The sequence below is a fragment of the Enterobacter sp. Taxon_8 genome, from assembly GCF_058354585.1.
This window is the reverse complement of the sequence record NZ_CM177989.1, coordinates 710443-723577: the sequence shown is the minus strand read 5'-3', so window position 1 is coordinate 723577 and position 13135 is coordinate 710443. Positions and strand designations below refer to the sequence as shown.

Annotated in this window: 11 protein-coding genes and 1 tRNA gene; 6 read left to right on the top strand and 6 right to left on the bottom strand. The window is 56.6% G+C overall.

Translation table 11 applies throughout. The annotated features are described in order from the left end of the window. Positions 1 to 81: 81 nt before the first annotated feature. A tRNA-Phe gene (locus tag AC4IBF_RS03490) sits at positions 82 to 157 on the top strand. Between the two features lie 140 nt (positions 158 to 297). Here AC4IBF_RS03490 and AC4IBF_RS03485 read toward each other — a convergent pair. Both AC4IBF_RS03485 and AC4IBF_RS03480 read right to left on the bottom strand, forming a co-directional pair. Beyond that, a complete protein-coding gene (locus tag AC4IBF_RS03485) occupies positions 298 to 720 on the bottom strand; it encodes a hypothetical protein (RefSeq protein WP_491463155.1) in 423 nt (140 codons plus the stop codon). A 262-nt stretch (positions 721 to 982) separates the two neighbouring features. Then, the gene (locus AC4IBF_RS03480) at positions 983 to 1510 is read right to left on the bottom strand and encodes a helix-turn-helix domain-containing protein (protein ID WP_172621941.1); all 528 of its coding nucleotides are present in this window, start codon (positions 1508 to 1510) and stop codon (positions 983 to 985) included. A gap of 278 nt (positions 1511 to 1788) precedes the next feature. On the opposite strand from AC4IBF_RS03480, the gene AC4IBF_RS03475 reads away from it, so the two are divergent. The 5 genes from AC4IBF_RS03475 (at position 1789) to pgaD (ending at position 8319) form a co-directional block, all read left to right on the top strand. Continuing rightward, positions 1789 to 2037, top strand: coding sequence for a hypothetical protein (locus AC4IBF_RS03475; protein WP_127732290.1), 249 nt, complete (start codon positions 1789 to 1791; stop codon positions 2035 to 2037). A 145-nt stretch (positions 2038 to 2182) separates the two neighbouring features. Then, positions 2183 to 4621: a poly-beta-1,6 N-acetyl-D-glucosamine export porin PgaA gene (pgaA, locus tag AC4IBF_RS03470; RefSeq protein ID WP_491463154.1), complete on the top strand. Its 2439-nt coding sequence runs from the start codon at positions 2183 to 2185 to the stop codon at positions 4619 to 4621. An 8-nt stretch (positions 4622 to 4629) separates the two neighbouring features. After that, positions 4630 to 6567 carry a poly-beta-1,6-N-acetyl-D-glucosamine N-deacetylase PgaB gene (gene pgaB / locus AC4IBF_RS03465; protein ID WP_133295132.1) on the top strand — a complete coding sequence of 646 codons (1938 nt, stop codon included), beginning with the start codon at positions 4630 to 4632 and terminating at the stop codon, positions 6565 to 6567. After that, on the top strand, positions 6560 to 7891 hold the full coding sequence (pgaC, locus tag AC4IBF_RS03460; RefSeq protein WP_133295133.1) for a poly-beta-1,6-N-acetyl-D-glucosamine synthase: 1332 nt from the start codon (positions 6560 to 6562) through the stop codon (positions 7889 to 7891). Before pgaB ends, pgaC begins: the two co-directional genes overlap by 8 nt. Continuing rightward, on the top strand, positions 7888 to 8319 hold the full coding sequence (gene pgaD / locus AC4IBF_RS03455) for a poly-beta-1,6-N-acetyl-D-glucosamine biosynthesis protein PgaD (protein WP_133295134.1): 432 nt from the start codon (positions 7888 to 7890) through the stop codon (positions 8317 to 8319). Before pgaC ends, pgaD begins: the two co-directional genes overlap by 4 nt. Positions 8320 to 8371: 52 nt before the next feature. On the opposite strand, the gene gss is transcribed toward pgaD, so the two are convergent. The 4 genes from gss to AC4IBF_RS03435 form a co-directional block, all read right to left on the bottom strand. Further along, positions 8372 to 10234 carry a bifunctional glutathionylspermidine amidase/synthase gene (gene gss, locus AC4IBF_RS03450; protein ID WP_491463153.1) on the bottom strand — a complete coding sequence of 621 codons (1863 nt, stop codon included), beginning with the start codon at positions 10232 to 10234 and terminating at the stop codon, positions 8372 to 8374. A gap of 110 nt (positions 10235 to 10344) precedes the next feature. Continuing rightward, positions 10345 to 11322 (bottom strand): ABC transporter ATP-binding protein, encoded by a 978-nt coding sequence (locus AC4IBF_RS03445; RefSeq protein WP_115876265.1) that lies wholly within the window; start codon positions 11320 to 11322, stop codon positions 10345 to 10347. Next, positions 11319 to 12296, bottom strand: a complete 978-nt coding sequence (locus AC4IBF_RS03440) for an ABC transporter ATP-binding protein (RefSeq protein WP_115876266.1) — start codon at positions 12294 to 12296, stop codon at positions 11319 to 11321. The genes AC4IBF_RS03445 and AC4IBF_RS03440 overlap by 4 nt, the downstream gene beginning before the upstream one ends. Next, on the bottom strand, positions 12289 to 13134 hold the full coding sequence (locus tag AC4IBF_RS03435; RefSeq protein ID WP_115876267.1) for an ABC transporter permease: 846 nt from the start codon (positions 13132 to 13134) through the stop codon (positions 12289 to 12291). The genes AC4IBF_RS03440 and AC4IBF_RS03435 overlap by 8 nt, the downstream gene beginning before the upstream one ends. Position 13135 lies beyond the last annotated feature (1 nt).

Sequence of the window (13135 nt, the reverse complement as noted above, 5' to 3'; positions counted from 1 at the left end):
GGTGAGAGATTGCGCAGTCTGTAACGAAAACAACATTTTTCGTTGACGCCACCGGGCAGATCGGGTTTAATGCGCCCCGTTGCCCGGATAGCTCAGTCGGTAGAGCAGGGGATTGAAAATCCCCGTGTCCTTGGTTCGATTCCGAGTCCGGGCACCACTATTTAAAGAACCCGCCCAAAAGGCGGGTTTTTGCTATATGGCTACGGCCGATTTCTGGGCGCTGATAAGCGTGGCTTTAATGCAGGCACGCTTACGATAATAGTCCGGTAAGTTAATACAGGCGGTGGCTCTTTTTTATCACTTAATTTTGCCGGATAAATTGCTGACCTGATTTGAAAGGTTGTCGTTGCTCCGCTTCATGTCATCAAGGCTTCTTTGCAATCGCTCGATCTTACTCTCCTGCTCAGAATTCTTTCTCTCAAGCTGTAAAATCTTCTGAGTTAGCTCATCGACTTTGCGGTTGTCGGACTTCATCTTCCTCAGGCTATCCTGCATCTCCTTTAGATCCTCCCCCCTGAAATTAGAAGGCTCGATTTCATCTGCACCATAAATTACCGGGATATATCCACTATTAAAGTTGCTGGGTTCGATACTAACCTGAACTTTATTTTGCCCCGTAGAGTGCGCGTAACATATTGAAGAAAAATAAAAAAAAGAAACAACACACAGACCAGACAGATATTTATTCATTTCTAACGTCCTTTTAAATTTTTCAATCACTTCCAGGAGTCTCCTTCTGGTATCACCCGCTCAGGATAAAACACTTGGCTTAGCCTCTGGCATTTCATAAACGGGGTTAAAGAGCAGAAGATACTTTTCGTTTTTCATTATAATACGCGTTTCCTCTCCCCCAAAATCCAACCGCCACCCGCTCATTTTCTGCCACCTTACATCCGCCGGCATCGAGAAAAGTGCGTTACCACGCACCTTATTAACGAACCCGCCCTCGTGGCGGTTTTTTGCTTTTGAATTCCTGACAACTTTAGGGATCGTTCCCACCTGTGCCCAGCAGTTTATTTTTGAAGATAAACAGACACGCCTCATTGAAGTTCTCCGCCCCCAGGCGTTCCGAGAGCGCCGTACGTTTGCGGTAGAGACTTTTCACTGACGTATTCAGTTCGCCTGCAATCTCCTCCATTGACATGCCTGCCCTCAGCAACCGCAACATGATCGTTTCATGCGTGCTCAGCCGTAAATTCAGCAGCCACTTCGTGGTCAGGCGCCTGCCCTTCATATTGAGCACCAGATTAAACAGCGAGGCCATGTCCGGCTCCGTCAGCGACGTATTCATAAACAGCTTCATACTGAGCAGATTCTCCTCGCGATGGCGCATATCAAGCATAACGCAGCAAATCGTTTTTCTCGTTCTGGCCGGATGGCGTATCAGGTAATCATATAAACGAAGCGGCGCACGACTATCAATCAATACAGAATATTCATCTGCACCGTTATCAAATATGTTTCTGTCAATCGAATCGAGCAGGATAATATCCGGAAAAAATATCCGCATGCCCCTGACAAGGTAGCGATCCTGAGTCACTAACACTATTGAAGTTGCCACTAACCATCCCTTTTAGATTAAAGCAAGAACGATCCTGCGAAAAGAAGACCGCCTTCGTTTTATAGCGCTGTTATATTAACGATAAATGTATTCTGGCTTTGGACATCCCTCAATACACACATTGATGAGTAAGACTTCCTGTAGACTATCATTCAATGTCTGCCTTTAATTATAAATAAAAAACAACCCCAGAAAAGTCACTTCTCTAAACATTAAGAATTTTTGTCATGAAACTTCCCAAACATGCACCAGAAAGTACTTTAATTGAGGCAAATATGCGTCATTTAAAATATATACAAAACTGTCACAATAAAAATAAAACCACTATATTTCAATGCATTACAATTAATGACTCAATTCAAAATAAACACAAGAAACTGCTCATTACAGAATTATCTCAAAACTACACAGCAGCTTTTCAGCATATTTATCCGGCAACATATCAGGTGTACATTACCTCCCATCAAGACCACTGAGATGAGGTTTCATAATTACCTTTAAGTAAGTACCCTATAACGTTACTGCATTCAGATTTAATGTTCCCATTTATGGCCTTTAACGCAGAGTTAAAAGGCGGCCGTGTTATGCAATGGATTCATGATAAACAAATGGCAAATAGATATGGAAAGATCGCTTCGCTTAAGTACATTATTCTTTTATCGCACCCCAACATTATTGTTTCTGTTATTACTCTTTCCTGTTCTGGTTCAGGGTTCGGAATCCGTTTATGAGCAACAGATTCAACAGGCGCGTAACGGTAATTACACGTCGTTTCTCGATTATCTTCAGCGTTATCAGCAGCAGCATGCCCTGACGCCTGAACACGTTGCGGACTGGTTACAGGTGGCGGCCTGGGCAGGTCATGATGACGAGGTTATTCAGGTCTGGCAGCGCTACAGCATTTATATGCCGCTGCCCGCCCGTGGCGTTGCGGCTGTCGCACAGGCCAGGAGAAATCAGAAAGCGTGGCAGCCAGCTCTGGCGCTCTGGAAAGAAGCGCTGAGCCTTGCGCCGGATAACGACGATTATCGTATCGGCTATATCAAAACCCTGGCCGATGCCCGTAAAGATACGCTTGCCCTCAAGGAAGCCCGACAGCTGGTGGCGGAGGATCCCTCTCAGGCGCATCTTCAGACGCTGGGGTATGTCTGGTTACGCCAGGGAAAAAGCTGGGATCGGCTTTTAGCAGACACGCGCGCGCTGAATATCGCGCCAGAAAATCACGCGCTTCTTCGCGAGCTGATCGACGCGCTAACGGATAACCGGGTCAATACTCCCGCTCTCCAGCTTTCAAAAAAGGTGGCGCTGTCCCCAGCGGAGCGTCGTCGTCTAGAGCTGAATGCCGCAGCCGAAAGCGTTCGCCTTGCAGATGTGCCTGGCAGAACAGAAAAAGAGCGCCTGCAGCTTGCGCAATCTGCGCTGAATCGTTACGACGCGCTGCTGTCTCGCTGGCAAAGCGAGCCGCAGGCGGCGGAAGACATTATCCTTGCGCGTATCGACCGACTCGGCGCGCTGTATGCCCATGCTGATTACCGGCGGGTCATCAGTGCATATCAGGATCTGACGGCAGCCCGGCATCCGGTGCCGGGCTGGGCAATCGGCTGGGTGATCTCGTCCTACCTCCAGGAGAAAAATACCGCTGCCGCCTTCGCGCTTCTGCAGCGCTATCCGCAATACGCTTCCGATCCGCAGGACGAGGAACACGCGCTTTTCTACGCCTGGCTGGATACGGGAGAGTATCAGGCCGCCCGCCAGTACGTTGAGCGCCAGACCCGCTACGTCCCCTGGACCCGTTACGATTTCGGCTCCCCTACCCCTCAGCCGAACGATCGGTGGCTTGCCGGCCAGTCGCTCCGTTTTAACTATTTGCTGGCGACGAATGCCCTGCCGGAAGCCGAAAAGCTGGCGCGACGTCTGGCGACAACCGCGCCGGGCAATCAGGGATTGCAGATTGACTACGCCACGCTGCTTCAGACGCGAGGCCTGCCGCGCGCGGCCGAGCAAACGCTGAAAATGGCGGAGGCGCTGGAGCCCTCGAATCTGGAGCTTGAGCAGCAGCAGGCTTACGTCGCCATGGATCTGCAGGAATGGCGGCAGATGGATTTACTGGCTGACGACGTTATCGCCCGCGCGCCGCGCGATCGCAGCGCAAGGCGTCTGGACAGGCTCCGCACCGTCCACCATATGTCCGAGCTGCGCCTCAACGCGAGCAAGGGTTTGCACTCCGATAACCCCGTCAGCGGGACGCACGACCTCAACTGGGACGCCACGCTCTATGGCCCACCCGTGGCGGATAGCTGGCGGCTGTTTGCCGGCACCCGCTATGCCGAAGGTAATTTCGATGAAGGCAAAGGCTCCAGCCGTCACCTGTTGGGCGGCGTCGAATGGCGGCCACGCAACCTCCAGCTCGAAGCCGAACTCTCCAGCAACCGCTATCACGGGGCAAACAAGCCGGGCGCTCGACTCTCAACTACGTACGTTCTGACAGATAACTGGCAGGTCAGCGGCAGCCTTGAACGCCTGTCGCGCACCACGCCCCTGCGGGCGTTACGCAACGGGATCAACGCCAACCGGGGGGAAGGCGGCGTGCGCTGGTATCAAAACGAGCGTCGTGAGTACCAGTTCAGCGCCGCCCTCAGCCGCTTCTCGGATCATAACCGCCGCCAGGAATACACCCTCACGGGCAAGGAGCGTCTCTGGCAGACCCCGTCACTGACGCTGGATCTCGAACCGGGGATCGCCGCCAGTAAAAATAGCCTGCGGGACACGCTCTACTACAACCCGGCGCGGGATCTCTCCGTGACGGCGGCCCTGGCCGTTGACCATGAGATGTACCGCCATTACGACACCCTCTGGAGCCAGCAGTTCGTGGCGGGAGGCGGCAGCTACTGGCAGAAAAATCAGTCCGCTGGCGCCATCGCCCTGCTGGGTTACGGACAGCGCGTTCAGTGGAACAACGTTATTGATACCGGCGTGATGCTGAACTGGGATAAACGCCCTTACGACGGCAAACGCGAGAGCAACCTCTCCGTCACGTTAGACGCGACTTTACGCTTTTAAGGATGATTATGCTTAACACACGTTTTTCCGCGAGCCTGATACTTCTCGGCTGGCTCTGCCTCAGCGCGAGCGTCTGCGCGCATGCATTTTCATTTATTGCGCCCAAAGCGCGGCCACAGCTGGAGGCGAGCAAACCCTGGCCGCAGAACCAGTTTCTGGTGCTGGCCTACCACGATGTAGAAGACGATGCCGCCGATCAGCGCTACCTCTCCGTGCGTACCAGCGCACTAAACGAGCAGATAAGCTGGCTGCTGCACAACGGTTATCACATCATCAGCGTGCAGGACATTCTGGATGCCCATAACGGGAAAAAAACGCTGCCGCCGAAAGCCGTTCTGCTCAGCTTTGACGACGGCTACAGCAGCTTTTACACCCGCGTCTGGCCGCTGCTTCAGGCGTGGAACGTCCCTGCGCTCTGGGCGCCGGTGGGCAGCTGGGTGGATACGCCGGAAAATCAAAAAGTTAACTTCGGCGGTTTGATGACGCCCCGCGATCGCTTCGCGACGTGGGACATGGTGCGCGAGCTCAGCCGGTCCCCGCTGATTGAGATCGGATCGCACACCTGGGCCTCGCATTACGGCATTCCGGCCAACCCGCAGGGCAGCCGCGAACCTGCCATCGCCAACCGCTTTTATGATAAAGCCACGGGCCGCTATGAAACCGATCGGCAGTTCAACCAGCGGATCGGAGATGACGTTCGTAAAGTGACTGAAAAAATCACGCAGGTAACGGGCAAGGCACCGCGCGCCTGGGTCTGGCCCTACGGCGCCGCCAACGGCACGTCGCTCGCGATCGCCAGACAGCAGGGTTATCAGCTGGCCTTTACCCTTGAGGACGGGCTGGGGAACGTGCAGGAGCTGGGGAACATCCCTCGTCTGCTGATCTCAGGAAACCCCTCGCTCAAGGCGTTTGCCAGTACGGTAAGCCAGGTTCAGGAGCACGATCCCGTTCGCGTCATGCACGTCGATCTCGACTACGTTTACGATCCCGATCCGGCCCAGCAGACCCAAAACATCAACAAGCTGATCCAGCGGGTCTACGACATGAAAATCAGCCATGTTTTTCTGCAGGCGTTTGCCGACCCGCAGGGCGACGGCAGGATCAAGGCGCTCTATTTCCCCAACCGTCGTCTGCCGGTCCGGGCCGATCTCTTTAATTTTGTCTCCTGGCAGCTGCAAACCCGCGCGGGGGTGAAAGTCTTCGCGTGGATGCCGGTGCTCTCGTTCGATCTCGATCCTGCCCTGCCGCGCGTGCAGCGCCGGGATCATCAAACCGGCCAGCTGCGCGAAGCCACCGAGCCCTATATCCGGCTCTCCCCGTGGGACCCGCAGGTGCGCCAGCAGATAACGGACATCTACGAAGATCTGGCCCGCTATGCCAGCTTCAACGGGATTTTGTTCCATGACGATGCGGTGCTGACGGACGTGGACGATGGCGCTCAGAGCACAACACGTCAGAAAAGCCAGCTGCTGATTGGGTTTACCCATGCCCTGAGCCTGGCGGTGAAGCATATCCGTGGCCCGCAGATAAAAACCGCGCGCAACATGTTCGCCTTACCCATTCTTCAGCCGGAAAGCGAAGCGTGGTTCGCGCAGAATCTTGACGATTTTCTGGCGGAGTATGACTGGACGGTGCCGATGGCCATGCCGCTGATGGAGTCCATTTCGGCTGACGAGAGCGATGCCTGGCTGACGCGTCTGGTTAAAGCGGTCGCCACACGTCCCGGCGCGATCGATAAAACCATTTTTGAACTGCAGGCCAGGGACTGGGATAAGAAACCGCAGCGCGCCGTTTCTGATAGCCAGCTTGCGCAGTGGATGCGCGTGCTCCAGCTGAACGGCGTCAAAAACTACGGTTACTACCCCGATGATTTCATCAACAACCAACCTGATATCTCACGCATCAGGCCTGTATTTTCTTCGTACTGGTACCCTGACAATGACTGATCGCATTATCGCCTTTTCTATTTTATGTCTGGTATTCGGGTTGCCGTTAGGCGTGGCCGCCCTCTTTACCGGCGAGCTGATTCTGGATTTTGTGTTCTTCTGGCCGCTGTTCATGTCCGTGCTCTGGATAACCGGCGGGCTCTATTTCTGGTTTCAGCTTGAACGCCACTGGTCGTGGGATAAAGACACGCCCGCCCCGACGCTCGCCGGTGAGCCGCTCATCTCCATTCTGATCCCCTGCTTTAACGAGGGACGAAATGCCCGGGAGACCATCTGCGCCGCGCTGGATCAGCGGTATGAAAATATAGAAGTTATCGCCATCAACGACGGCTCGTCTGACAACACGGCGCAGGTGCTGCAGGCGCTGGCGCTGGAACAGCCGCGCCTGCGGGTGATTAATCTCGCGGAAAATCAGGGGAAAGCGCTGGCGCTCAAAGCCGGCGCGGCGGCGGCCCGGGGCGATCTGCTGGTCTGCATTGACGGTGACGCCCTGCTCGATCGCGATACGGCAGCGTATCTGGTGGCACCGCTGATTCAGTATCCCCACGTCGGGGCGGTCACCGGGAACCCGCGTATTCGCACGCGCTCCACGCTGATCGGCCGCATTCAGGTGGGCGAGTTCTCATCGATTATCGGGCTCATCAAGCGGACGCAGCGGATCTATGGCCGGGTCTTTACCGTCTCGGGCGTCATCGCCGCCTTTCGCCGACAGGCGCTGGCGGACGTCGGGTACTGGAGCCCGGACATGATCACCGAAGACATCGACATCAGCTGGAAGCTCCAGCTGCGCCACTGGGATATCTTTTTCGAGCCGCGGGCGCTGTGCTGGATCCTGATGCCGGAGACGCTCAAGGGCCTGTGGAAACAGCGTTTGCGCTGGGCTCAGGGCGGCGCGGAGGTGTTTCTGGTCAACCTTCGCAGGATTGTGCGCTGGGAGCATCACCGCATGTGGCCCCTTTTTATCGAGTACGCCCTGTCAACGCTGTGGGCCTTCGCGTACGCCATGACGGTGCTGTTATTTATTCTCAGCCATATCGCCCCTGTTCCTGCCAGGCTGACAGTGGAGAGCCTCTTTCCACCGGAGTTTACCGGGCTACTGCTGGGCGTGATGTGCCTCCTGCAGTTCCTGGTCAGCCTGTTCATCGAGCGGCGCTATGAACGTAAGGTGGCCAGCTCGCTTTTCTGGGTGATCTGGTTCCCGATGGTGTACTGGATGATCGGCCTGTTCACCACCCTCGTCGCCTTTCCAAAAGTCATGCTTAAACGCCAGCGCGCCCGCGCGCGCTGGATCAGTCCGGACCGGGGAAAAGGAAGCCTTCAATGAACGAAAATACCTTAATTCTGACCGAACATCGGCTGTTGCCACGTCTTTTCGATGCCGCGTTAACGCTGGTGGCGTGGGGAGGCTTTTTGTTTTTCCTGTATGCCCGGCTCTGGATGCAGCTAACAGAGGAGAGCGACCAAAGCTGGGGCGTGATTATTGCGTCCTTTAATACGGTGTTGCTCTACCTGCTGTTCGCCGCGCTCAACGGCTGGCTGCTGATTTTGTGGTATCAGTACAATCGCCGCCGCGCCCACGTCAGGCGGCGTCAGCCGGGTTATTTGCAGGAGGAGGAGCTGGCCCGCAGCTTTAATGTCTCACCGCAGATCATCTCCGAGATGAGCCAGTACAACCTGCTGACGGTCTATCATGACCAGATTGGCCGCATCATCGATCTGAAGATCAACGGGCAGGAAGAGGAAGAACAGTAACGAAAAGCCCCCGCAGGATGCCCTGCGGGGGCTTTTTTAAAGCGGCTAAGAACTACTTATCTTTAACCACGATCAGCGGCTCGATATCGCTCTCTTTCTTCACCACCAGCGAGTCATCGCCGCGCAGACAGGTCCCACCGTAGTTCCCGCCCACGGTAAAGGTACAGACCTGAATGTACTTCCCGTCGACCTTCGGCAGGCACCATAGCTGCTGGTAGATGTTTTTACGGTCGACAAACTTGCCGCTGGATTTATCCAGAAGCTCGTCCTGGGCGCTGATCAGGTCGATATTGCTGCCGCAGCGTCCGGCAATCGGCTTAACGGCGTATCCGGTCTGCTTCAGCAGATCGTTGACCTCAAAATCGGTGTCGAGCAGGTAACGGTGATTGGGGAACAGTTGCCACAGCACCGGAAGAATCGCCTTGTTGCCTGGAATAACGGTCCACAAAGGTTCAAAGACCAGCACCTCCGGGCGCAGCAGAACGTCAATCAGGCGCACTTCGCCTTCAGGATGCCCGGTGCGGATCGGCACGGCGGCATATTCGGTTTCGCTGACCTCGCGGATCTGCTCTATCGCCGTCTCCCACGCCCAGGTTTTCCACACGCAGTTGACGTGGCGACCCTCGTCGTCAATCAGCTGCCCGGCGGCATCCCAGCTGAGCGCCCCCAGCCCGTGGAGGATTTTGGTCTCAAACCCGGCCTGCATCAGCGAACGCTGAATAAAGAGCGCGTGATAGTCCTCTTCGACATCGTTGTCCTGCATGATGTGGACGAACGGCCGCGCGTGGCTGTGCTTCCAGGCGCCGGTCAGCTCTTCCAGCAGGCCTTCCGCCGGGTTATGCCCGTTGCCGCGATAGCCGTTTTTCACCCACTCTTCGAGAATCAGCCCGCCCTCGGTATGGCAGGAGGCGGAGTCGGCGTTGTACTCGTAGACCTTGATGCCGCGCTCATCCATGCAGAAATCCATACGACCGGTGATCATATGGTGACGACGCCACTGCCAGGAGAGGCGCAGGCGCGGCCAGAGGATTTTCGGGATGTCGAAAAGCGCCAGCAGGCTGTCGTCTTTCAGCACCTTGTCCGTGGCGTGCAAGTACATCAGATGCAGTTCGTTGGTGGCCTTGATCAGCTCCTGTTCGGCGCTTTCGGTAATGGTGAAGTACTGGCAGGGATCTTTGTTGATCACGTGGCCGTTGGCGCGGATATACGCCTGCTGCAGCGCGTCATTTTCGTTGAGCCACTTGCCGTCGAACTGACGTTTGTATTTCAGCCGCGCGCCGCTGATTTTCAGCAGTTCACCGTCGATTTCCGGCTGGGGAATGCTGTGTTCCGTATCCTCGGTCTGGATCATCCAGCCGAGAATTTCCGTGTCGCTGAAGGTGTCGTGGAGGGTGTAACACCCGTTCTCCACGCTCAGGCGCAGCTCGCGCGTCCACTGCTGCCCGAGCGGCAGCGGGGAGTGAATCACGTTCTGCTCCGCAATACGCACCCTATCGTCCAGAAGCTGGGTGATCACCGCCACGTGGCCGGTCTCGTGAAACTCGCCGCCCTTTTGCCAGATCAGCAGCGCTCCGGCGCGCGGGGCGCGTTTTGAACCGTTGGCAAAGGCCTGAAGGGGCAGAATGTTATCGTTCACCACCTGACGCAAAAAGCGCAGAGAGAAGATCTCCCACGCCATACCGACGTCGGTAAACACAAAGCCATAGTTGAGGAACAGGAAACGGCGGGCAAACTCAACGCACTGCCACTTGTGGCCCATGTATTCGTTGCCGATGTAGCTGCGAAAATCCGCGTCTTCCGGGTATTTTCGCGGGTCCAGACTGCCGTAATTTGAAGAGTAAATCGCCACGCCACCGGGCGCATAGCCTAACAATGTCCCGAATGGCGCATCACTGCTTAACTTTCCTTTACGCATGTATCCAACCTAAAACAGGCAGGCGGCAATTTTTTATGGGTTGTCGTCGTCTGCACGTTGTAATTAACCTGACAGAGGGACATTTATCATACACCTGCGCGGCGCATTAACTACATGTTAAACAGCCAGCACGCCGCGAAATGCCCTGGCGCGATCTCCTGCATCGCAGGCTCCTGCGTCTGGCAAACCGGCATGGCGTGCGGGCATCGGCTGCAAAACTTACAGCCCGGCAGCGCGGACGTAGGGCCGGGCATTTCACCGCGCAGGGTCGCGTCTTCAAGGTTGCGAATCCGCGGGTCGGGCTGGGGAACCGCCGCCAGCAGCGCGCGGGTATAAGGGTGCGCCGGACGCTGATACAGCTCATTCGCCGGGGCCACCTCCACCAGCTTACCGAGATACATCACCCCAATGCGGCTGGAGATATGGCGCACCATGGAGAGATCGTGGGCGATAAACAGATAGGTTAGCCCCAGCTCCTGCTGTAGATCCTGCAGAATATTCACCACCTGCGCCTGCACCGAAACGTCCAGCGCCGAGAGCGGCTCATCGCACAGCACAAATTCGGGACGCACGGACAACGCGCGGGCAATACTGATGCGCTGACGCTGCCCGCCGCTAAACTCATGCGGGAACCGATCAAGGTGTTCCTGCTTCAGCCCCACTTTGTAGAGCAGCGTTTCCGTCCGTTCCCGCTGTTCTTCACGGCTGTAGCCGTGGATCTGCATCGGCTCGGCCACCAGCTGTCGCACCGTCATGCCTGGGTTGAGCGAGGAGTAAGGATCCTGAAAAATCGCCTGCATCCGCTTGCGCAGCGGCTTGAGTTCTTTTTCGCGGGCGTGGGCAATCGCCTGCCCGGCGAAGTGGATCTCGCCCGCGGTAATATCGAAAAGGCGCAGAATGGCGCGTCCGAGCGTCGATTTCCCGCAGCCGGACTCCCCCACCAGGCCAAACGTCTCGCCGGGCTGGATATCAAAGCTCACGCCATCAACCGCCTTCACGGCCGCGCCTTTACGCAGCAGACCGCCATTAAGCTGATAGTGCTTGCGCAGATCGCGGACGCTCACTAATGGTGCCTGTTGTTCACTCATGCATGAGTCTCCTTATCGGCCCATAGCCAGCAGGCGGTGCGATGGCCCTCTCCGGCGGTGTAAAATGCGGGTTGCCGTTCACACTGGGGCATGCGTTTTGGGCAGCGTTCGGCGAACGGGCAGCCCGGCGGCGGGTTAAGCAGGCCGGGCGGCGAACCTTCGATCGGCGATAGACGCTGATTGACCTCATCCGGGCGCGGCAGCGAGGCCAGCAGCCCCTGGGTGTAAGGATGCGCGGGGCGATAAAAGATGTCCTCTACGCTGCCCTCCTCCATCACCAGCCCGCCGTACATCACCACTACGCGGCTGCAGACCTGCGCCACCACGCCGAGATCGTGGGTGATCAGCAGAATCGCGGTTTGGGTCTGCTGCTGCAGGCTTTTCAGCAAACGCAGGATCTGCGCCTGAATGGTGACGTCCAGCGCCGTGGTCGGCTCATCGGCAATAAGCAGCTTCGGGTTGCAGGAGAGCGCAATGGCGATCATCACCCGCTGGCGCATCCCACCGCTGAACTCGTGAGGATACTGGTCGTATCGCCGTTCCGCCTCGGCAATCCCCACCTGTTCCAGCATGGCGATCGCCACCGCTTTGGCCGCTTTTTTCGACAGCTTTTTATTTCGCACCAGGATCTCAGACATCTGCTTGCCGATAGTGAGCACCGGGTTCAGGGCGGTCATCGGATCCTGAAAAATCATCGCGATCTCGTTGCCGCGAATAGCGCGCATCTGCGCAGGGGTTTTCTGCGCCAGATCGTCATTCTGGAAGCGAATGCTGCCGCCGGTGATCCGTCCGTTGCTCCCCAGAAGCTGGATAATCGACTTACAGGTGACGCTTTTTCCGCAGCCCGACTCGCCAACAATGCCGACAAGTTCTCCCGGCTGCACCTGAAAGCTTACGCCGCGCACCGCGTGAACTTCACCCTCGCGGGTGCGGAAAGTAGTTTGCAGGTTATCAAGCGCTAATAAGCTACTCATCGCGATTCGCTCCCGGCTCAAAGGCGGTACGGAAGACATCGCCGAGCACGTTAAAGCTGAACACCGTCAGCAGGATCAGGATGCCGGGGAACATCGCCAGCCACGACGCTTCGCCAATATAAGACTGGGCGTTGTTGAGCATGCTTCCCCACGACGCCGCCGGCGCCTGCACACCCAGCCCTAAGAAGCTGAGCGTCGACTCCATCAGAATGGCCGAGGCGATATTGAGCGTGGCGGCCACGATAATGGTCGGCAGCACGCCGGGAATAATGTGGCGCACGATAATACGCAGCGGGTTTTCCCCCGATGCGCGGGCATAAAGCACGTACTCGCGCTCTTTCACCGACAGGGTTTCTGCGCGCACCAGCCGCGACATGTTCATCCACGTCAGCAGGCTGATGATCAGAATGATGTTATCCACGCCCGGCTTGAGGTAAGCATTCACCACCAGCAGCAGGAAGAAGGCCGGAATGGCCATCAGGATATCCACGGCGCGCATCATCAGGTTATCCAGCCAGCCGCCAAAATAGCCGCTCACCGTGCCCACCACCGTGCCGATAAGCGTGGAAAAGAGCATGGCGAGAAAACCGACCATCAGGGAGATCTGGCCGCCATAAAGCGCGCGGGTGAAGTAGTCGCGTCCGTACTCGTCGGTGCCGAACCAGTGTGCGGCATCCGGCGGTAACGTGCGTGCGCCGAGCGCCATCCGATCCGGATCGTACGGACTTAACCCCGCACAGAGCGCGGCGACAATGAAAATAAAAAGCACAAACAGGGAGAACTGCGCCGGACGGTTGCGGCGCAGCTGGTGACGAACCTGCTGCCAGCGTCTGCTCATC

Excerpts from the sequence above, each read along its gene's own strand:
- AC4IBF_RS03435 (WP_115876267.1), bottom strand. The coding sequence starts at position 13,134 with ATGAGCAGACGCTGGCAGCAGGTTCGTCACCAGCTGCGCCGCAACCGT.
- pgaD (WP_133295134.1), top strand. The coding sequence starts at position 7,888 with ATGAACGAAAATACCTTAATTCTGACCGAACATCGGCTGTTGCCACGT.
- AC4IBF_RS03440 (WP_115876266.1), bottom strand. The coding sequence starts at position 12,296 with ATGAGTAGCTTATTAGCGCTTGATAACCTGCAAACTACTTTCCGCACC.
- AC4IBF_RS03445 (WP_115876265.1), bottom strand. The coding sequence starts at position 11,322 with ATGAGTGAACAACAGGCACCATTAGTGAGCGTCCGCGATCTGCGCAAG.
- pgaC (WP_133295133.1), top strand. The coding sequence starts at position 6,560 with ATGACTGATCGCATTATCGCCTTTTCTATTTTATGTCTGGTATTCGGG.
- pgaA (WP_491463154.1), top strand. The coding sequence starts at position 2,183 with ATGGAAAGATCGCTTCGCTTAAGTACATTATTCTTTTATCGCACCCCA.
- AC4IBF_RS03480 (WP_172621941.1), bottom strand. The coding sequence starts at position 1,510 with ATGCGGATATTTTTTCCGGATATTATCCTGCTCGATTCGATTGACAGA.
- AC4IBF_RS03475 (WP_127732290.1), top strand. The coding sequence starts at position 1,789 with ATGAAACTTCCCAAACATGCACCAGAAAGTACTTTAATTGAGGCAAAT.
- pgaB (WP_133295132.1), top strand. The coding sequence starts at position 4,630 with ATGCTTAACACACGTTTTTCCGCGAGCCTGATACTTCTCGGCTGGCTC.
- gss (WP_491463153.1), bottom strand. The coding sequence starts at position 10,234 with ATGCGTAAAGGAAAGTTAAGCAGTGATGCGCCATTCGGGACATTGTTA.